We start from the raw sequence: 20,973 nt of genomic DNA on the forward strand, positions 1-20,973 counted from the left end.
GAGGGGCAGTGAAAGGCCGCTTGCATGGTCATGAGGTTATCTCCCCTTTGGGTACGCGGTACATCTTGGGCGAGGTGCCGAGCGCCTGCTTGTAGCGATAGCTGGTCTCCTTCACCAGCCGCTGTGCGATGGGGCTGCCCGGATCATCCAGATTGCCAAACACCAGCGCCCTGGTGGGGCAGGATCCCACACAGGCTGGCTCCTTGCCCGCCGCCAGATTGGTCTTGCGGCAAAAGTCGCACTTGTCGGCGACCTTGGTCACCGGGTTGATAAAGCGCACCTGGTAGGGGCAGGCGGCCAGACAGTACATGCAACCGACGCACAAGTCCGGGTTCATCTCGACGATGCCATCCTCCGCCCTGATATGGGAGGCCCCGGTGGGGCAGACGTGCACGCAGGGGGCGTTATCACAGTGCTGGCACGATTTACGAAAGAAGCGGTACTCGGCATCGGGAAATTCACCGACGGGGCCGGAACGGATGATCTCGAGGCGCGAAACCCCTTCCGGCACCTGATTCACCTCCCGGCAAGCATCCATGCAGGCGGTGCAGCCGATACAGGCCGTCTCGTCGTGGATCATGCCATAGCGCACCCCGTTGATGGTCTGGCTGTGGGTGAGGGCAGTCGCGCGAACAGGCCCCGTCATCATGATGAGGGCCCCCGCGCTCATCCCCGCCATGAAGTGACGGCGAGAGCAGCTCATTGTGCCTCCTTGCCCGGGGCGGCGTTCGTGGCTTTGATCGCCTCATGCTGCTTGTTGTGGCAGTCGACGCAAAGCTTGATGCGGGATTTTTCAGGGATCCCCGCCATGGGATCTTTGGCCGGGTGCAGCTGGTGACAGCTGGTGCAGGTGAGCTTGGTGGCGTGCACGTCGTGAGCCCAGAGTGCCTCGCGCAGGGGTTTGGGCTCGTGGCAGCTCATGCAGACCCCGTTTTGCTCGGCGATGGGGTAAGCCTCATCGCTTTGCGTGTCGTTGGCGCTGCTCAGCTTATCTTGCAATGCGCTTTGCTGGTCGTTGAAGCTGTCACTGAACCGCATCACATCCTTGACCCCTTCCCTGTGCTGGGGAGAGGGCAGGCCGTGGCAGTTGGTGCAGGTGACCGGCGCCAGGTTGTTGGGGTTGGTTGCCTGGCCATGCTTGCCGTGCATGCCGTAGGCCTGCTCCTTGTGGCAGTCGGTACAGGCCGCATTGGGATTGCGTAAAAACTCCACCTTCTGTGTGGCCGGGGCAGGTGTGGCCGGAACAGGGACGGCTGCCGGTTCGGCCGCCTGACCCTGCAGGCTGGTGAGCAGCATGGCTGCCATCAGCATCAGTCGTAAGAAATCCATCGTTAAATCACCCATAGGAAGCTTCCATCCGCTGCGAGCCCGATCTGGTCGGGCCCGCAGGCGCCATTACTGTGCCAGCCGTCCGGCCGCTTTGGCCTCGGCATCCCAGGCGGGGACTGTGGTCTTGAGGAACTGGGCCTTGTCGCTGTTCATCTGTTTCATATCCATGCCAAGGCCGGTTTGGGCCTTCTCCTTGCTGGAGATGTCGGGGATGGCGATCTCGTGGCTGATCCCTTTGGTCGCCAGCAGGCGAGCCAGCTTGGTGCGGGCGTCAGCGGCCTTGTCCAGCGCGCTGCCAAGTACCTTGAGGGCCACTTCGGGGGCGTGCATCTGCACCCCGTGGGAGGCGATGGCATAGTCCCAGCGCCACTGGGCGTGACGGATGTCCTGCAGAATGTCCTTCATCTCGGCGTCGGTGGCACCGGCATCCCAGGCCGCCTTGGCCTCGAAGTGGGCGTGCACCAGCTGCTTCTCGACCTTCAGCTTGGTCTCGATCACCGCCTCTTTGCGCTGCTGGACTATGCCTTGCAGCATCTCCTTGCTCTGGGTGTGGCAGTTGCGGCAGGTCTGCTCGAAACGATCGAAAGGGTTGCCCACCTTGTGATCCGTGTAGACCTTGCCCTGATCGTTTTGCACCTTGGGCATGTGGCAGTCGACGCAGGCGACGTTGTTCTGGCCGTGAATGCCGGCGCGCCAGGTCTCGTATTCCGGATGCTGGGCCTTGAGCATGGGCGTCCTGGAGAGGGCGTGAGTCCAGTCGGCGAAACCGATCTCGTCGTAATACTCTTCCATCTGCTCAACCGTGGTGCCCTTGTCCCAGGGGAATTTCACCGCCTTGGTGGGGCCGCTGAAGTAGTATTCCACGTGGCACTGGCCGCACACCTGAGACTGCTGATCGAAACGACCTTGCTCTTTGAACGGCTTGCCGATGGCGGTCATGGCCCGATCGGCATAGGGACGGGAGAGGTGCAGGGCCGGTTTGCCCTCCTTGAACTCTTTCGAGGCGGTGTCGTGGCAGTCGGCGCAGCCGATGGTGTTGACAATCTCCGGCCCCCCCTTGGCCCACATCCCCTTGAAGTAGCCATCCTCGCCTTTCTCATCGATAACGCGGGCCACATCCGGGCCTTTGCAGCTCCAGCAGGCCATTGGCAGCGGGCCATCTTCGGCAGTTTTAGGGGCGCCGGTGCGCAGGGTCTCGCGCACATCGGTCAGGGCATAAAAGTGGCCGCGTGGCTTGTTGTAATCCTTGGCAAAGGGATAGCCTCCCCACAGCACGATCATATTGGGATCTTCGGCCAACGCATCGGTGCGCGTCTCGCTCTCGCGGGTGGCCTGCCAGCTGGTGAACTGATCGGTGTGATCCTTGGCGAACAGCTCACTGCGTGCCTCTATCTTGCCCTTGGTGGTTGTCTCATCAGCCTGTGCAAAGCCGCTGGCACCAAGCCAGCTGGTTAGCAGCAGGGCAGCGAAGCCCAGTTTGGTATGCCTGTGTTGTGAACCCACGTTTATCACTCCCAGATAAATGTCCTGGTCTGACCCTTTCCATCTTGTTGCGTGGATTTCATCCCCATTGGGCGGGGTGGGCAGACGTGTGGTTGGCGATGAATAAAACCGCGCAATATGTGATTTCTAGAGGCTTACCCTATCAAATAGGTAAATTTAATGATGATTAATCAGCAGGAGAGTTGTGCCAGATCAATTGGTGCACCGGATTGATCGTTGAAATGAGATCTCGATTAAATTTTATGAAAACTCAACTCCTTGTTCACCGCAGAACATCCGATGTAAGGGGGGTATCGATACCGTCATGAACGAGCCATGTTGCTGCCAATCCCGTTTGCCATTGTCACAACGCGGATTGCATCGCCATTTCGTATGTGGATTTTTTGACTAAATATGCATTTTAGGCATATTGAGTGCGAACCATGTGGCGCGCCAGCAGTCGTCAGTTCATCGAGGTGCTGGGCAAATTTCTCGTCACGCGACCGAAATGCTCACATGCGAGCGAATAAGCCTGTTACTAGAGGGGTGGAGGCGGGGCCATTCAAATCTTGTTTTGTTCAAGAACCCTTGCCTGATGCACAAAGTTGTCAGTTAAGGCCATTTAATCGCTTTTGTTGTCGAAAATAGCGAAAAGACCCAAGCTGCCTGGTGCGGTATGATTATTGAACAAATGAGTATCCGGTTGATACTGATATCAGTGCGTAAAATGGTACTGGAGGCTGTATGGCTGAGTTGCAAATTGAAACGTCCACGGTGATCACCCAACTTGAGGGCTCTGTGTTTGTCATCAATGCAGATGGATCTGCCATACGCGCAAAGGTGGGGATGGCGTTGCAGCCGGGGGACCGCCTCCAAACCGCCCAAGGAGGCCATTTTCAACTAGCCGAGCCGGGCAGTGATGCCACCGGTGAGCAAGCGGTTGCCGTCAAACCTGAGCCTGCCACTCCCGCTGGTGATGGGCAACTGGCCGATCCGGAGCTGGCCTCGTTGCAAGAGGCTATCCGCCAGGGGATAGACCCGACAGCTCAATTCCAGGAGACCGCGGCGGGCAATGCTGCCGCGGCTGCAGGTAATATCGGCGGTGTCGCCGGTTCCAGCTCGGGCGGATTCGTTGTGGTCGATCGTACCAATGACGCTACCCTGGCCGAGGCTGGTTTCGACACCTATCACACAGCTCAACCTGAGGGCGATGAGCTGCTGTTTTCCGAAGAGCGCGACCTCTTTGCCGCTATCACCATCACCGACCCCCAAACCAGCGACAACATCATCAATGCCGATGAAGCGGCGGGCGTCATCATCCGCGGCACTGTGTTCGATGTGGAGGTGGGCCAGCCGGTCACCGTCACCCTTATCGACCAGGCGGGAAATTCACTGACAGTAACGACCGTGGTGCTGCCTGGCTTGGTCTGGGAGGCCAACTTTGGCGATGTCACCGGCAAGCTGGTGGATGGCCCGCTGCAGATTGTGGCCAATACCCAGGATCAGGCGGGCAACAATGCCAACGACACCGGCCAGACCCTGCTCGATACCATCACCACCATTACTCTGGATCTCGCCGATGAGAGCGACAGCGGTGCCAGTCAGACCGATGATCTGACCCGCGACAATACCCCGCTGCTGCAAGGGAAGGGGGAGCCCGGCGCCACCGTGACCCTGAGCCTTGGCGGCAGCGTGCTCACCGTCCTGACGGTGGATACCGCCGGTAACTGGCAATATCAGTTGCCGCAGACCCTGGCCGATGGCCAGTACCAGTTTCAGGTCAATTCAGTGGATATTGCCGGCAACCGCGCCAGCGATACCCTTGTTATCAATGTCGATACCCAGGCCTTCATCGACATCGATGATCTCGATACCGCCGCCCTGTTTGGCAATAACAGCGCCACCCTGAGCGGTTCCAGCAGCAATGTGGAAGCGGGTCAGAATGTCACCATCACCCTGGTCGACAGCAATGGCCAGCCGCTGCTGACTACCTCGGCGCTGGTAGGGGCCGATGGTCGCTGGCAGGTGAGCGGCCTTGATCTCTCCGGCATCAATCAATCCTTTGAAGTGCGTGCCAGCGTCACCGATTTGGCGGGCAACAGCGCAAGCGATGGCGCACCGCTGATCGGTCAGAGCGAGACCCTGACACTCTCCGAAGCAGGTTTGGCCGATGGCCCGGTGACCGCGACCGGCAGTCTCAATACCGGTGCCGGTCAGGATGGCAATCTGCAAGTTCAGTTTGCTGCCGACCAGAGTGCGCTGGAAGGGCTGGGATTTGTCAGCCACGGTGTGCCTCTCGGCTACACCATCAATGGTCAGACCCTGACCGCCACCGCCGGTGGTTCGACCGTCTTCACCCTGACCCTCAACAATGACGGCAGCTACCGCATCGTCTGGAGTCAGAGTCTGGATCACGGTCAGGACACGTTGCGCCTGCCGTTCAACCTCGAATATCGCGATAGCGACGGCGATCTGGTGAAGGCGCCGTTGGTGCTCACTCTGGTGGACAGCAATCCGCCCAGCTTCGACATCCCGGCCATTCCCCTGACCGAAGATGCCTTTACCAACGGCGCCGCCGTGGTGGGCGAGAGCAGCTTTGTGGTCAAACACACCGCCGATCCCCTGCTGGTGGATTCGCTGGTGTTCAGTAACCAGAGCCAGACCCTGGCCACCCTCAACGGTGCCGGGCTGGGGAGTGATGGCCATCCGCTGACGTTCGAATTTGCCGGTGATCGCACCCTGGTGGGTTACTACCTGGATGGCAGTGGCAAACGGGTAGAGGTGCTGCGCGCCGAGCTGAAGGCTGAGCAGCAGGGCAGCGATCTGGCTGGTCGGGTAGTTGTCACCCTCACCGGGCCGCTGGATCATCAGGGCAGTGACAGCCTCTCCCTCGGTTTGCAGGTGAGCGCCAACGAGATCGACGGCGATAGTACCAGTGCCAACCTGACGCTGACCGTCAATGATGGCAGTGATCCCGCATTGGGCATCGACAAGGGGGTTGCCCTGCAAGAGGGGGACAACCAGAGCATTGATGGTCAGCTGCCGGTGATGGTGGGCAGCGATCGTCTGGTTTCCCTCAACTTTGATGCGAACCAACCGGCGTTGGCCGGGCTGACCAGTCAGGGCAAGGCCACCAGTGTCGAGGTCAATGACAACCAGCTGATCGTCAAGGATTGGCAGGGCAAGGCTATCCTCACCGTCACCATCGAGCTGGATGGCAAATACAGCGTTTCTCTGACCGGCGTGTTTGACGAGCCGGTGGCGACTAACAGCCTCAACCTCGGCCTGAAGGTACAAGGCAGCGACTTTGACGGGGACAAGAGCAATCTTGGCACCCTCAATATCACCATTACCGACGGTGTTTTGCCGCAAGTGAATCCGGTTTCGGTCACCTTAAGCGAAGATAGCGACTGGCAGCTGTGGCAGAGCCTGTCTGGCGATCTGGCCATCACGGTAGGCAGCGATCCGTTGGCCAGCATCACCTTCGATGCTAATCAGCCGGGGTTGCAAGGGTTCACCTCGGGCAAGCAGGCCGTTGCCATCACGGTAGCCGATCACCGTATCGAGGGGCATACCCCCGATGGCAAGCTGGTGTTTGAGTTGTCCCTCGGCGATGACGGCAAATACAGCGTCACCTTCCATCAGCCACTGGATCAGGGCAGTGCAAATAGCTTGCTGCAAGCGGGCTTTTCCCTGCTCGACAGTGATGGCGACAAGGTCTCCTCCACCCTTACCGTGGCGGTGGGCGATGGCGCCAACCCGACCATCTCTGCCGTGACTGGCACCACGATGACCGAGACGGCGCAAGGTGAGGCGGCCGCCGTCAGCACCATGAGTTTCTCGGTGGCGCACGGCAGTGATGCCCTCGACCCCAACTCCCTTGGCTTTGATATCACCGCTATTCAGGGCACCCTGACCGGGTTGACCAGTCATGGCAATCCGGTCACTTTCTCCCTCGATGCCAACGGTCAGTTGGTCGGGACCGCCGGTGGGCAGGTGGTGCTGCGCGCCGAGCTGAGTCTGGTCGACAACAACGGCAACTGGAGCGTCACCGCCAAGGTCACCCTGACCGGCGAGCTGGACCACAAGGGGAGCGAATCCCTCAAGCTGCCGCTTGTCGTCACCCTGGCTGACCAGGATGGCGATAGCGTCGGCACCACGCTGCCGCTCACCATTGTGGATGGCAAGGCGCCGAGCTTTATCCCCGGCACCGGCGTGACGCTGGATGAGGGGGGCCTCACCGGCAGTAACAGCCTGAGCCAAACCGGCCACTTCGATGTGCAAGCCGGGTCGGATCGGGTGGCCGAAGTGGCCTTTGCTGATATCAACCAGCAACCGGTTCTCACTGCTCTCGGCCAGAGCGTCAAATACGAGCTGGTTGATGGGGATCCCGCCATCCCTGGCAGTCAGTTGCTCAAAGGTTATGTGATGGTGGATGGCCAGCAGGTCGAGGTATTCGAGGTTACGCTTTCCGGCAGCCTCGATCAGGCGGGCAAGAACGGGTTTGACTATCAGGTGACCCTCTATCAGGGGCTCCATCAGGGCGGCAACGCCGTGACCGAGCTGCCCATCAAGGTGATCGTCAACGACTACGACAAGGCGGGCGGCAACAACGACAGCACCAGCGGCACCCTCAATATCACGATTGGGGAAGGGGAGAAACCGACCCTCACCCTGACCGGCGTGACGCTCAATGAAGGGCGTTTCGATGGCGCCAACTCGGCCACCGATGACCAGCAGGCGAGCGGCAAGATCGCCATCCAGGCCGACTCAGACCCCGTGGTCGATGTGCGGTTGGCCCTCTCCGGTCAGGTCATGGATGCCAGTGGCAAGCCCATTACCCACAATGGCGAAGCCTTGACCTGGAAGGCCGTTGGCACGGATGGCCACAGCTTCCAGGCGGTGACCAGCGGCGGTCTGGTGGTGATGACGGTAACCATCCCCACTGTACCCGCCAGCATCGCCGCTCACACCAGCGCAGAGATCAACTATCAGGTGACGGTGCATACCAATCTGGATCACGGTGCCGACAACAAGTTGGAGCTGACCCTGCCGGTCGAAGTCACCGACAGCGATGGCAGCCAGAGTCAGGGCTCAGCCACTATCACAGTAAGTGACAGCGCCGATCCTGCGCTCGGTCTGGACAAGGGGGTCGCCCTGCAAGAGGGGGGCAACCAGAGCATCAATGGTCAGCTGCCGGTGACGGTGGGCAGCGATCGTCTGGTCTCCCTCAACTTTGAGGCCAGCCAACCTGCGCTGGCGGGGCTCACCAGCCAGGGCAAGGCGACGAGTTACGAGGTTAAAGACAACCAGCTGATCGTCAAGGATTGGCAGGGCAAGGCTATCCTCACCGTCACCATCGAGCTGGATGGCAAATACAGCGTCTCCCTGACCGGCGTGTTTGACGAGCCGGTGGCGACCGATCGACTTAATCTCGGCTTGAACGTACAAGGCAGCGACGTTGACGGGGACAAGAGCAACCTCGGCACCCTCAATATCACCATTACCGACGGTGTTTTGCCGCAAGTGAATCCGGTTTCGGTCACCGTAAGCGAAGATAGCGACTGGCAGCTGGGGCAGAGCCTGTCTGGCGATCTGGCCATCACGGTAGGCAGCGATCCATTGGCCAGCATCACCTTCGATGCCAATCAGCCGGGGTTGCAAGGGTTCACCTCGGGCAAGCAGGCCGTTGCCATCACGGTGGCCGATCACCGTATCGAGGGGCATACCCCCGATGGCAAGCTGGTGTTTGAGTTGACCCTCGGCGATGACGGCAAATACAGCGTCACCTTCCATCAGCAGCTCGATCAGGGCAGTGCAAATAGCTTGCTGCAAGCGGGCTTTTCCCTGCTCGACAGTGATGGCGACAAGGTCTCCTCCACCATTACAGTCGCGGTGGGCGATGGCGCCAACCCGACCATCTCTGCCGTGACTGGCACCACGATGACCGAGACGGCGCAAGGGGAGGCGGCAGCCGTCAGCACCATGAGTTTTTCGGTGGCGCACGGCAGTGATGCCCTCGACCCCAGCTCCCTTGGTTTTGATATCACCGCGATTCAGGGCACCCTGACCGGGTTGACCAGCCACGGCAATCCGGTCACCTTCTCCCTCGATGCCAACGGTCAGTTGGTCGGGACCGCCGGTGGACAGGTGGTACTGCGCGCCGAGCTGAGTCTGGTCGACAACAACGGCAACTGGAGCGTCACCGCCAAGGTCACCCTGACCGGCGAGCTGGACCACAAGGGGAGTGAATCCCTCAAGCTGCCGCTTGTCGTCACCCTGGCTGACCAGGATGGCGATAGCGTCGGCACCACGCTGCCGCTCACCATTGTGGATGGCAAGGCGCCGAGCTTTATCGTTGGCACTGGCGTGACGCTGGATGAGGGGGACCTCACCGGCAGTAACAGCCTGAGCCAAACCGGCCATTTTGATGTGCAAGCCGGGTCGGATCGGGTGGCCGAAGTGGCCTTTGCCGATGCCAACCAGCAACCGGAACTCACTGCTCTCGGCCAGAGCGTCAAATACGAGCTGGTTGATGGGGATCCCGCCATCCCCGGCAGCCAGCTGCTCAAAGGTTATGTGATGGTGGATGGCCAGCGGGTCGAGGTGTTCGAGGTCAAGCTGACTGGCAGCCTCGATCAGGCGGGCAAGAACGGATTTGACTATCAGGTCACCCTCTATCAAGGGCTTCATCAGGGCGGCAATGCCGTGACCGAGCTGCCCATCAAGGTGATCGTCAACGACTACGACAAGGCGGGTGGTAACAACGACAGCACCAGCGGCACCCTCAATATCACGATTGGGGAAGGGGAGAAACCGACCCTCACCCTGACCGGCGTGACGCTCGGCGAAGGGCGTTTCGATGGCGCCAACTTGGCCACCGATGACCAGCAGGCGAGCGGCAAGATCGCCATCCAGGCCGACTCAGACCCTGTGGTCGATGTGCGGTTGGCCCTCTCCGGTCAGGTCATGGATGCCAGTGGCAAGCCCATTACCCACAATGGCGAAGCCTTGACCTGGAAGGCCGTTGGCACGGATGGCCATACCTTCCAGGCGGTGACCGGCGGCGGTCTGGTAGTGATGACTGTGTCCATCCCCACCGTCCCCGCCAGCATCGCCGCTCACACCAGTGCGGAGATCGGCTATCAGGTGACGGTGCATACCAATCTGGATCACGGCGCTGACAACAAGTTGGAACTGACTTTGCCAGTCAAGGTCACTGATAGCGATGGCAGTGTGACCACCGGCAACACCACGGCGGTGATCTCTGATGCGGCCGATCCAGTGATCACCAATGTCGAGGGGGGGACCGTCAAGGAGTCGGATCTCAATGGTGGCGGTGGCCAGCATGGGGGGACCAGCCCGTCAGGCATGGGCGAAGTCGCCGTCGGCCAGGTGACGATTGCCGCCGGGAGCGACCGGGTGGTCTCTCTGCAACTGGATGTGGCACGTTTCAACGCCCTCAACAGCCTCACGTCGGGGGGCAAGGCGGTCACCATCGGCGCCGATAGCCAGCCGGGCGTGTATCTTGGCAAGGACAGCGCGGGCAAGGTTATCTTCAAGCTGACTTTGGATGTCTCCGGCCGTTATACCTTCGAGCTATCCGGCAATCTGGATCACAGCGTCCAGGGCAAGGATCTGCTGGATATCCAGCTGCCGTTACAGGCGCGAGACAGTGACGGAGACCTCAGCGCCGAAGTGATTGGCCATGTGAGCGTGCAGGATGATGTGCCCGTGGCCGTGGATGCGAGCAAGACCCTGAATGAAGGTGCGAAAGTGACCGGCGATCTGCTGGCCACCGCCAGCGAGGGGGCGGACGATGCGGTGGTGAAATCGGTGACTATCAATGGTACCGAACACCCCATCGCAGCTAGCGGCAACACCACCATCGCGGTGGCTGACGGCACAGGGCAAGTCATCGGCACTCTGGTGATCAATGCCGAGGGAACCTACAGCTTTACCGCCAAATCGGGCATCGATCACAGCAACACCACGCTGGTGCAGCAGATTGAATTTCATCTGGTGGACGGGGACCGAGATACTGATGATGGGGTCCTGACCCTGACCATCCAGGATGAGGCAGGCAAGCTCACCGTGAGCGCGGCCACCGGCCAAGAGGATACGGGGGCGACCAATCCCGGCCAGGGGATCCCCATCACCATGAACCTGGATATAGGCGACTTCGATCGGGGCGAGCATGTGGAGCAGTTGCTTATCCAGGCACCGGCCAATGCCCAGGGCATCTTCTACTTGAACGGCATCGCACTCACCACCATTACCCAGGGTGGCAAGACCTGGTATCAGGTGCCGCCAGAGGCCATGGTGGCGGTGGCCAATACCAATGACAGGTTCCAGCTGACCGGTGTCACCTTCGTACCAAATCATGACTACTCGAGCTACAACAACGGGGGCAGCGCGCTGCGCTTCCCGGTGCAATTACAGGTGGGCGTCACCGAGGGGAACAAGCCCCCGGTGTTGACCGGCAATCTGGACATTACGGTAGAGGGCATTGCCGACAAGCCGCTCTGGGATGGGGCGAGCACGAATCAGCACTACAGCACCAATGAGGACAGCACCGGCATCGCTCTAAATGTGAAGGCCGCGCTCACCGACACCGATGGCTCCGAAACCCTGAGCTACCAGATCAAGTGGGAGTCGGGCCAGGGCAGCCTGACCCTGAATGGCAAGGTGCTCACCCCGGGGGCAAACGGCCTCTACACCGTTGCTGGCGGCGACATCAACAAGATAATCGTGGTGCCCGGTAAGGACTACAGCGGTGACATCAAGCTGGTGGTGACACCGGTGAGCACAGAGAATATCCCTGTGGTGACCGACAAGGTGACAGCCCTCGGCGATCCGTTGGCGGTGGTGATCAACGTCAATCCGCAGGCGGATGATGCCAAGCTGACCATTCGTGATATTCAGGGCAAGGAAGACATCTTGCTCGATCTGGGTAGCAAGATCTCCCTGGCTCAGCTGGGTGACAAACTTGATGGCTCCGAGCAGATGTTTGTCCGCATCAGCGGCTTGCCTGCCGGGGCAACCTTGCTGCTTGGCGGTGTAGCGGTGGGCCAGAATGCGGCGGGCTACTACGAGGTGCCCTATGACCGCATTCGCGAGCTCAAGCTTGAACCCCCGAAAAACAGCAACGTCGATTTCGATCTCACCGTCAAGGGAGTGGTGAAAGACACCGCAACGCTGACCGATGCCAATGGCCAGATCCATACAATGGTCAACGAGAAGGAGACCGGCGCCCAGACCATCCATGTGGATTTGGTTGGGGTCGTGGATAAACCACACGTCGAGTTGGGCGGCACAGGTTGGGCGTCTGAAGGGGCAGGGTACGCCATCACGGTGGCCGAGGATGGCAAGGCGCCGCTCAACTTCAAACTGGCATCCGGTGAGTGGGTAGAGACCCCTCTCGATCACTCGGAAAGTCTCAACATGGTGTTGGGTGGTTTGCCAGACGGAGCCAGGGTGTTCGATGCCAGTGGCAATGAGTTGACCCTCACCTTTGCCGGACTCGATGCCAGTGGTAAACCGACGTATCAGGTCAATGTGTCGGATCTGGGCAATCTGCAGATCCAGCCGCCACCCAATAGCACCGCTGATCTGCATCTGATTGCCAAGGTCGTGGTGACCGAGAGCGATGGCGATCAGAAGAGCTTCGATGTGCCCCTGCACATCAAGGTTGAACCGGAGATCGATGCGACCCACTACAGCAAGACCAGCCATGGTCTTGAAGATCAGTTCGTTGCGCTCGACTGGCATCCGGTGTTGACCGATGGGGCCGAACAGGTGACTGGTCTGACGCTATCGGGCGTGGCAGATGGATACCAAATCTGGTTGCGTGCAGGTGGCGTTGATACCCAGATCGCCATCAGTGGGGGCAATGTCTCGTTGACCTCCGCTCAACTCGACAGCCTGCTCAAGGGTGGGCAGCTGTTGGTGAAAGCGCCGGAAGATAGTGACAGGGATATTACGATTCAAAGCCATGTCACCGTGACCCAGCATGATGTGGATTCCAGTGTGGTGGCTAACAAAGTGATTGATGGGCAACTGCACGTCGATATCCAGGCGGTGGTGGAACTCGATGGCAATCTGGTACAAGTCGGGGGGGCTCTGGTCAGTCCTGATGGAGATGACATTCCGCTCAACGGTGTCTTTGTTTTTGAGGATCTGGATCTTAGCAGCAGTGAGACCATCAACTATCTGGTGATAAGCGAGTTGCCTCCCGGTTTCGTGGTGGTGGGGGGGATTAACGATGGTCTGGGCAACTGGACTGTACCGAGTAGCTCGCTTGGCCATTATTCTTTACACGCTCCTGGTGGTTATCCTGGTGGTACCGTCACCTTCAAGGTGAGTGCCCAAGTGATCGATCTTGGCGATAACAATGAACATGATGTCAGTATGCCGGCTTATCGTAAGCTGACGGCCACTGCCGAGTTTAAAGATAAAATTGAGTCAAATCAGGTTGCAGCAACCGTCGACGTTGACAACAGAGCCCCTATAACCGGCGTAGAAGATCACGGAGTCAACGTTGGTGCCCAGCTTAAGAACATGGTTACCCTTGGCGCTGCGGATATGGGCGATGATGAACTCAGTATCGTTATCACCGGTCTGCCAGCCGGGGTGAATGTAGAGGGGCTGACCTTCGACTTCGTCAATAACGAGTATCTGATCAAGCTGCCGGGCGGCCTCAGTGACCTTGACAGGCTGACTCTGACCCTGCCGGAGGATTATGCTGGCAACAACCTGCATTTCAATGTGCGGTTGGTCAACACCGATACGGTGAGCGGTGATACCAAGACAGTCGAGAAGCAAGTCACTCTTTCCATCACCCCCGAAGTGGATATCAACGGCGGCCAGGATGGTCACCCTGAGCTGACGCTGCAGGTGAGGGATGTGAACGGTCAGCCGAGTAACGTTGAAGACACAGTGACTCACCTCAACCTCTCGGTCAAACTGGCCGATATCAGCCCGAGCATTGCGGATGGCGGTCTCGAGACTGTGGAGAAGGTGACCATTACCGTCGATCCCAAGTTTGGCTATTTCCTGGTGGGCAACCAGCCACTGACCACGCTGGTGGTGAGCGATATGGCGGCGCTCAAGGATCTGGTATTTGTGCCAAAAGAGCACTTTAGCGGCAAGGTACCGCTGGATATCAAGGTCGATATTCTGGATACCGCCACCACGGGCACGGCGCAAGGTAGCTGGAACGGGCATGTGGAATTTGAGGTCAAGCCGGTCAACGACCCGGCCACGCTCACGGTACACAATGTGGCAGGCAATGAGGATGGCACGGTCAACCTCGCCGGATTTGGCGCGGCCCTTGTCGACAACGATGGCTCGGAACAGATAGTCGCGCTGCAGATCAAGGGGGTACCGGATGGCTTCACGCTGTCGGCTCCAGCGGTCAACAATGGCGGTGGCGTCTGGCAGATCCCGGTGGGGACTGACTTCTCCAAACTGACCCTGATCCCGCCAGCGGATTTCAGCGGTAGCGTGGATCTCTCCTTGAGCGCCTTTACCCTGGACAAGGGGCTCTCTATTCCGCTCGAGACCAGCGGCAGCTTCACCGTCACCGTCAATCCGGTGGGGGATGTCATCATCGCCGACATTCAGGACAAGGCGAGTGGCACCGAAGGGGATGTGATCACCCTGGATCTGGGGCTAGAGACCCACGATACCCAGGTAACCGGCGGCACTGCCGCTAATGTCCATGAGCATGGCCCGGAGCAGGTGCGGGTCACCATCGAAGGGGTACCGGATGGTGCCCAGATCCGCTTGCCAAACGGCGTTGCTGGCACTGTGGTTGATCTGGGAGGGGGGCGTTGGCAAGTGACCACGGATGGCGGCAAGCTGGGGGCTGTCGAACTGGTGACCAATGACACCAACGGGACGCTGGATCTCAAGGTGACGGCCCAGAGTCTCGACAACGGCGCCCTTGGTCCCGAGGTCAATAGCACCATCCATGTGGATCTGAGCCCGGTCAACGATGCGCCGGTCAACGTGCTGCCTGCGACAGCGCTGGTGGCCGAGGAGGACACGCCGTATACCATTAACGGTTTGCAGGTGAAAGATGTGGATGCGGGCAGCAGCCCCATTGAGGTACGCCTCTCGGTCGAGCACGGTACCCTCAATCTGGCTACGGGCAGCGGGGTGACCGTGAGCGGAAACGGGTCCGGTACGCTGGTGCTTAGCGGGTCGCTTGATGCCATCAATGCGCTGCTGTCCGGGGGGGTGACTTATCAGGGTAAGCAGGACTTCAATGGCCAGGATCAGCTCACCATGGTGACCAATGATCTTGGCAATACCGGCAGCGGCGGTGCTCTTGGCGATACCGATGTGGTGGCGATTGAAGTGCAGCCGGTCAACGACGCGCCGATCAATCAGGTGCCGGGCAGCATGACGGTGAAAGAGGATGGTTCGCTGTCGCTTTCCGGTATCAGTGTGAAGGACGTGGATGCAGGCACTGCCCCCATGTCCATGGTGCTGCGGGTCGAGCACGGTGTGCTAACCCTGCTGGGTGCTAGCGGCGCCGTGGGGGTGCAGGGTGCAGGTACCGGCGAGATCACCCTGGTGGGTTCTCTTGTCGATATCAATAACCTGCTTGCCAGCCAGCTGCACTATGAACCAGCCAAGGATTTCTGGGGCGATGACAATCTCACCATCACTACCTCGGATCAGGGTAACACGGGGTCGGGTGGGGCGCTGACCGACAGTGCCCAGATCGGCATTACTGTGACCGCCGAGGCGGACGATCCGCGCTTGAATCTGGGGGCTCATGAGATCCACGCCCTGCAGGGGGCCTGGGTACCGCTCAACCTGAGCGCCAGCGTGGTCAGCCCCGCGCCGGGTGAGCTCTCCGTTCGCATCCACAACCTGGGCGGCGGCCAGGTAGTGGACGAGCATGGCCAGAGCGTGGGTCATGCCGACAGCAACGGTGACTGGCTACTGCCGATGGATCAATCCGTGCCGATCTATCTCAAGGATCTGCCGGTGGGAGATCACGCCCTGACCCTGAGTGCAGAGTCCAGTGTGGGTGGCGCTATCATCAGTTCCCCGTCCGATACGGTCATCGTCCACAGCCAGAGCGGCCATGACCTGCAGGGCTCGGATCAGAGTGACTGGCTGTTTGGTTCCGGTGGAGATGATCAGATCCTGGCTGGCCAGGGGGATGACGTGCTCAGGGGGGGCCAAGGCAACGACATTCTGACTGGCGGTGCCGGCAGCGATCTCTTCGTGTGGGGAAGTGGTGATGAGGGGACGGCGGCGTTGCCTGCCATGGATACCATTACCGACTTTCGCCCGGAAGAGGGGGACAAGATCGATCTGACTGACATGTTGCACGGGGTGACCGACAACAGCGTGGATGGCTTGCTCAATCACCTCTCCGCCAGTGTGGCCACCGGCAGCAGCGGGCTGAGCGACGTGAGTCTCTCGGTATCACCGGCGGGGGATGGCCAGGTGACTCAGCAGATCACCCTGAAGGACGTGGACTTGAGCAGCTGGCATGTTGCCAGTAGCTCGTCCCACGATATCTTGCAGTCCATGCTTGATAACCAGAGTTTGATCATCCAGCACCCTTGATGCGCTGAACACGCAAACGAGTAAAGGTAGAGCCGGCGATTGCCGGCTCTTTGTTTATCCATTCGCGGGCGATTGTGTTATCAGACCAGTGCCTGGGCCAGCAGGTGGATGGGGTGTGCACAGCGGAAATCGGAGTGCTCATCTCTATATCCATCTGCCACTGTGGTCCCTTATGCCAGCGCCTGAGCCAGAAGGTGGATGGGATGTTCGCAGCGAAATGCCGTGCTCATCTCGATCTGCCATTTGCAGGTCTCGCAGTCGGTGATGACCAGATCAGGCTTGAGGCGGTTTATCTGATCAAACAACCCTTCACCTATGGCCTGGCTGGTCTCGTAGTTCTCCGACTTGAAGCCGTAGGTGCCGGCGATGCCGCAGCACTGGGACTCCAGTACCGTCACCTTGACCCCGGGAATGGCGCGCAGCAATTCGAGTGTGTAGATGACGCCGCCCATCTTCTCCATGTGGCAAGGGGTATGGTAGGCGATGTGCAGGTCCAGCGGCTTCATGGCCGGTTTGTTGCCCTTGTAGAACTCGTTCCACAGGAAGCGGGTCACCAGCGAGATGCGATCGCGCACCTTGTGGTTGTCCTGCTCCAGCAGGTGGGGGTATTCATCCCGTAGGGTGAAGCCGCAGGTGGAGGAGGTGGCCAGCAGCGGCATCTCGTTGCCGAGCAGAGTGTTCTCCAGTTGCTTGATGTTGAAGGCCGCCTGCTGCTTGGCTTTGTCCATGAAGCCGTTGGCAATCAGCGGCACACCGCAGCACTTCTCCCGCTCCAGCAGTTGCATGCCTATGTTCATGGCGTTGAGCACTTGCACCAGCTCCTTGCCAAGCTGCGGGTGGTTGTAGTTGACGTAGCAGCCGTGGAAATAGGCTATCTGGCGCTCATATTGGGCCTGGCTGGCTTTCTGCTTCTTGTACCAGCCGCGGAAGGTGCCTTGCGAATACTTGGGCAGGTCGCGGTGGGAGGAGACCCCCAGCGCCTTGTCCAGTACCAGCTTCATGGGCTTGAGCCCGGTGGTGAAGTTGACCACGGGCGCCATCAGGGTGGACATGCCGCCCATCAGATCGGTGTGGGAGAGCACGAATTCGCGGATCCCGGGTTTGAAGCCGCTGTACTTGTGTTTGGCCTTGGCGATGATGTCGCCGATGCGCACCCCGCTCGGGCAGGCCACTTCACAGCGCTTGCAGTTGGTGCAGTACTTGAGGGCACTGTCGAACAGCTCAGGGCTCTTGATGCGCAGCCGCTCCCCATCCGGGCCCGCCTGTTTCGGGCCGGGGTAGGCGGGATTGGCCTTGGCCACCGGGCAGTAGGCGGTGCAGACGGTGCATTTGATGCACTGATCGAAAGTTTGGTTGGCGTGATCCAGTAGCATGATTTACTCCTCCCGGGCCGGATTGAAAGCGCAAGGGACGCGGCAATGGGGTTGTCGAGCGGGCAGCGAACGGCCCGCAGTCAGGAAATGCAGGGTTGGCATCTCACACCCCTGCCAGAATATGGCAGGCGGCCTGCCAGCCGGTGGCAACGGCGACACCGGAGCCGGAGCCCTCTTTAATGGGGTCGTAATGGGCCAATACACTGCCAGCACCATAGAGGTTGGTGAGCGGCTTGCCGCCGCGCATTACCCGCAGCGTGTCATCCGTCTTGACCCCGAAGCCCATGAAGGGGTGGTGGTCGAACAGGCGGCGACCGGCCCAAGCGTCACGCTCCTCCAGACTCAGCACATCGGCATTGAAGATAGGCTCGCGAATGCCACGCAGCCGGGATTCGAGGCCGCGACTGAAGAAGCTGCCGGAGGCGAGCACGAAGTTGTCCGCCTCGAACAGTTGGTCATCGCCATTCTGGCTGTGTACGCCTATGACTCTGTCCCCCTCATAGCGGGCGCCCAGCACCCGTTCGCTGGTGAGGAAGGTGCCGCCAAGGGCCAGGAAGCGGCGCTTGAGGGCCTCTTGCATCCGCATGCCGATGAGTGACGGCGGCATGGTCGCCACCTCCTTGATGATGCAGCCGGTGCGTTTTTCCAGCTCCGCCAGACGGGGGCCGACCAGCCCCAGCGACAGGCAGGCGGGCAATACAACATGGCGGCAACCGGGATCGCTGCTCTCGTGCACTATGCGGCAGATCTCGCGAGCCAGATCTGCCAGCAGATCGGGCTGGTCGCCCTGTTGTTTGTCAAACAGGCGGGCTATGTCCGCAGAGCGAAACTCGTGGGGATTGCGGCTGAATTCGGCGAGCTGGGGCAGGCGAATTTCGCCCGTCATGATGTGGCAGTGGGCGAAGCGTGGATGGGTCGCCAGGTTGGCGGCCGCGAGCGCCGGGTGAAAGTCGCGAAACCCTTCCAGGGTAGCCAGCAAGATGGCATCGGGGGCCGGTGCATCTGTCAGGCAGGCGCAGGTGTGGGGCGACAGCCAGGTGGATTTCAGGGTGCCTATGGGGGTCAGCCGCTGGTGGTTGGTCTCCTGGCGAAACAGGGGCAGCCCCTGCTCTTGGCAGTGGCGCTGCAGATCGGCAAGGCTTGCCTCTATGTTGGTCAGGCCTACTTTGCTGTAAGGGTGATCCGGATGCTCGGCCATGAAGGCGGGCAGGGCGGTGCGGGGATCGCCGTCGCTCTCCAGCAGATCGATGGAGCCGGAGGAGAAGTGCAGGGCACTCTGGCCAGAGGCCATCAGCAGCGTCTTCTGACCCGCTTCGGCGAGGCGCAGCGCCGCCGAGAGGCCCGCCATGCCGCCGCCTATCACGATACTGTCAAATTTCATGACTGCACTCCTTGAGCCAATGGGGCCTGGCTGTGGTCTTCTGTCTTGGTCACGGGGTCGAGAGGAAAGGGAGGCTCGGCCACCAGATGGGGCGCCGTCCACTCTCCCAGACCAAACAGCCCTTCGTAGATCCAGTAGGTAAACTCCGCTTCACGCAGGGCATCGCCCCACAGCACGGGGCGGGTGCCCTTGTAACGCTCTTCCAGGAACTGGCGCAGCATGACGCAGGCCTGACGGCCATCGGCCTTGCCATACTCCTGCATCAGGCCGGCGGCGCGATAGGCGCACAGTTCACCCTGACAGGGGCCCATGCCCAGACGGGTGCGGCGGCGCAGGTCGATGAGGTTGTCCACGTCCAGCTCGCGCAGGGCATATTCGATTTCACCCGCGGTGACCATTTCGCACTCGCAGATGAGGGCGTTGGCCTTGGGATTGTCACGGAAGAAGGCGATGACCCGCTCGCCGTGGCGGTATTGGGCGGAGCCTTCGACCGGCACCGACAGACCGGGTGCGGAAACCTTCTCCGGATCCCGTGAGCCGGGCAGGCTGAGTTCGGCAGTGCGGCACGGCTTGGTGTTGCCTAGCTTCTTGGCGATGAGGTCGGTGGCCCACTCGGCCATCAGCCGATAGGTCATCAGCTTGCCGCCGGTGATGGTGTTGAAGCCCTTGAGGCCGTCGCGATCGCTGTGATCGAGCAGGACTATGCCGCGGCTGATGTTGCGGCCGGTCTCGTCGCCATCCACCGCCACCAGGGGGCGAACCCCGGCGTAGGCGCGCAGCAGACGGGTGCGCGCCATGATGGGAGCGAGCTTGATCCCCTCGCGCAGCAGCACTTCCACCTCGTCAGGATCCACGGTGAGCTGGTCAATCTTGTGGTAGTCGATGCGGCTGGAGGTGGTACCGATGAGGGAGATGGTATCGCCCGGCACCAGAATGTCCGCATCCGCCGGTTTGCGGGCGCGGTTGAGCACCATCTGGTTGATGCGGTAATCCATGATGAGCAGCGAACCCTTGGCCGGGAACATGCGGATGCCGAGATCGGCGTACTCGCAGATCTGCTGGCCCCAGATCCCGGCGGCATTGATCACCTCCTGACACTCCACCTCGAACGCCTCGCCAGTGCGGGTGTTGATGGCCTTGACGCCATGGACCCGATCCTGGGTGCGGAGTAGCCCCAGCACCTTGCTGTGGGTGAAGATGCGCGCGCCGTGTTCTTTGGCATCCAGCACGTTGGCGGCGGCGAGGCGGAAGGGATCGACAGTGCCGTCCGGCACTTGAATGGCGCCGATCAGCGCCGGGTTAACGTTGGGCTCGAGGCGCAGCGCATCAGACGGATCCATCTGGCGTGCATCTATGCCTGCCAGAGCGCAGGCATTCATGAAGGTGTTTTGAAAATTGATGTCATCTTCCGGCAGGGTGACGAAGAGACCGCCCGTCTCCTCGACGCAATGGCTGGCGATCCGCTTGAGGATGCGATTCTCCTGAATGCACTCGCGGGCGGATTCCGGATCCGTCACCGCGTAGCGGGCACCCGAGTGGAGCAGGCCGTGGTTGCGGCCGGTGGTGCCGGCGGCGATGTCATCCCGTTCCAGCAGGATGCAGTCGATGCCGCGCAGTGCGCAATCGCGCATGATGCCGGCTCCGGTGGCGCCACCCCCTATGATGACGACTTGTGTGGTTATTCTTTTCATTGTTGCCCGTCTCATCTCTTCCAGATGACGCCAGTGTGGCGCCTCTCGGGCCGAAAATGTTTGATATGGGCCAAATTAATGCTCGTAAACGCTCATTTGTGTGCGAAATAATGAGCAAATCGTG

7 protein-coding genes are annotated in these 20,973 nt (G+C 60.3%); 1 reads left to right on the forward strand and 6 read right to left on the reverse strand.

Features of this window, described 5'->3' with window-relative positions; genetic code table 11:
* Positions 1–28: 28 nt before the first annotated feature.
* Genes WJM78_RS08960 through nrfA form a run of 3 tightly spaced genes read right to left on the reverse strand, consistent with a single transcriptional unit; the run spans position 29 to position 2,832 of the window.
* The gene (locus WJM78_RS08960; RefSeq protein WP_339015203.1) at positions 29–703 is read right to left on the reverse strand and encodes a 4Fe-4S dicluster domain-containing protein; all 675 of its coding nucleotides are present in this window, start codon (positions 701–703) and stop codon (positions 29–31) included.
* On the reverse strand, positions 700–1,344 hold the full coding sequence (gene nrfB, locus WJM78_RS08965; protein ID WP_339015205.1) for a cytochrome c nitrite reductase pentaheme subunit: 645 nt from the start codon (positions 1,342–1,344) through the stop codon (positions 700–702). Before nrfB ends, WJM78_RS08960 begins: the two co-directional genes overlap by 4 nt.
* 51 nt (positions 1,345–1,395) lie before the next feature.
* Complete coding sequence (nrfA, locus tag WJM78_RS08970) at positions 1,396–2,832, reverse strand: ammonia-forming nitrite reductase cytochrome c552 subunit (protein ID WP_422388444.1); 1,437 nt, start codon at positions 2,830–2,832, stop codon at positions 1,396–1,398.
* A 723-nt stretch (positions 2,833–3,555) separates the two neighbouring features.
* Here nrfA and WJM78_RS08975 point away from each other — a divergent pair.
* Positions 3,556–16,404, forward strand: a complete 12,849-nt coding sequence (locus WJM78_RS08975; protein ID WP_339015207.1) for a retention module-containing protein — start codon at positions 3,556–3,558, stop codon at positions 16,402–16,404.
* Positions 16,405–16,574: 170 nt separating this feature from the next.
* On the opposite strand, the gene glpC is transcribed toward WJM78_RS08975, so the two are convergent.
* The 3 genes from glpC to glpA form a co-directional block, all read right to left on the reverse strand.
* Positions 16,575–17,777 (reverse strand): anaerobic glycerol-3-phosphate dehydrogenase subunit GlpC, encoded by a 1,203-nt coding sequence (gene glpC, locus WJM78_RS08980; protein WP_042034214.1) that lies wholly within the window; start codon positions 17,775–17,777, stop codon positions 16,575–16,577.
* Between the two features lie 103 nt (positions 17,778–17,880).
* Positions 17,881–19,158: a glycerol-3-phosphate dehydrogenase subunit GlpB gene (gene glpB / locus WJM78_RS08985; protein WP_339015208.1), complete on the reverse strand. Its 1,278-nt coding sequence runs from the start codon at positions 19,156–19,158 to the stop codon at positions 17,881–17,883.
* On the reverse strand, positions 19,155–20,849 hold the full coding sequence (gene glpA, locus WJM78_RS08990; protein ID WP_339015209.1) for an anaerobic glycerol-3-phosphate dehydrogenase subunit A: 1,695 nt from the start codon (positions 20,847–20,849) through the stop codon (positions 19,155–19,157). The genes glpB and glpA overlap by 4 nt, the downstream gene beginning before the upstream one ends.
* Between the last annotated feature and the right edge of the window lie 124 nt (positions 20,850–20,973).

The organism is Aeromonas popoffii (assembly GCF_037818705.1).
GTDB lineage: Bacteria > Pseudomonadota > Gammaproteobacteria > Enterobacterales > Aeromonadaceae > Aeromonas > Aeromonas popoffii.

What these genes read in the sequence shown, in the direction of transcription:
- nrfB (WP_339015205.1), bottom strand. Translation starts at nt 1,344, where the DNA reads ATGGGTGATTTAACGATGGATTTCTTACGACTGATGCTGATGGCAGCC.
- glpB (WP_339015208.1), bottom strand. Translation starts at nt 19,158, where the DNA reads ATGAAATTTGACAGTATCGTGATAGGCGGCGGCATGGCGGGCCTCTCG.
- WJM78_RS08960 (WP_339015203.1), bottom strand. Translation starts at nt 703, where the DNA reads ATGAGCTGCTCTCGCCGTCACTTCATGGCGGGGATGAGCGCGGGGGCC.
- glpC (WP_042034214.1), bottom strand. Translation starts at nt 17,777, where the DNA reads ATGCTACTGGATCACGCCAACCAAACTTTCGATCAGTGCATCAAATGC.
- glpA (WP_339015209.1), bottom strand. Translation starts at nt 20,849, where the DNA reads ATGAAAAGAATAACCACACAAGTCGTCATCATAGGGGGTGGCGCCACC.
- WJM78_RS08975 (WP_339015207.1), top strand. Translation starts at nt 3,556, where the DNA reads ATGGCTGAGTTGCAAATTGAAACGTCCACGGTGATCACCCAACTTGAG.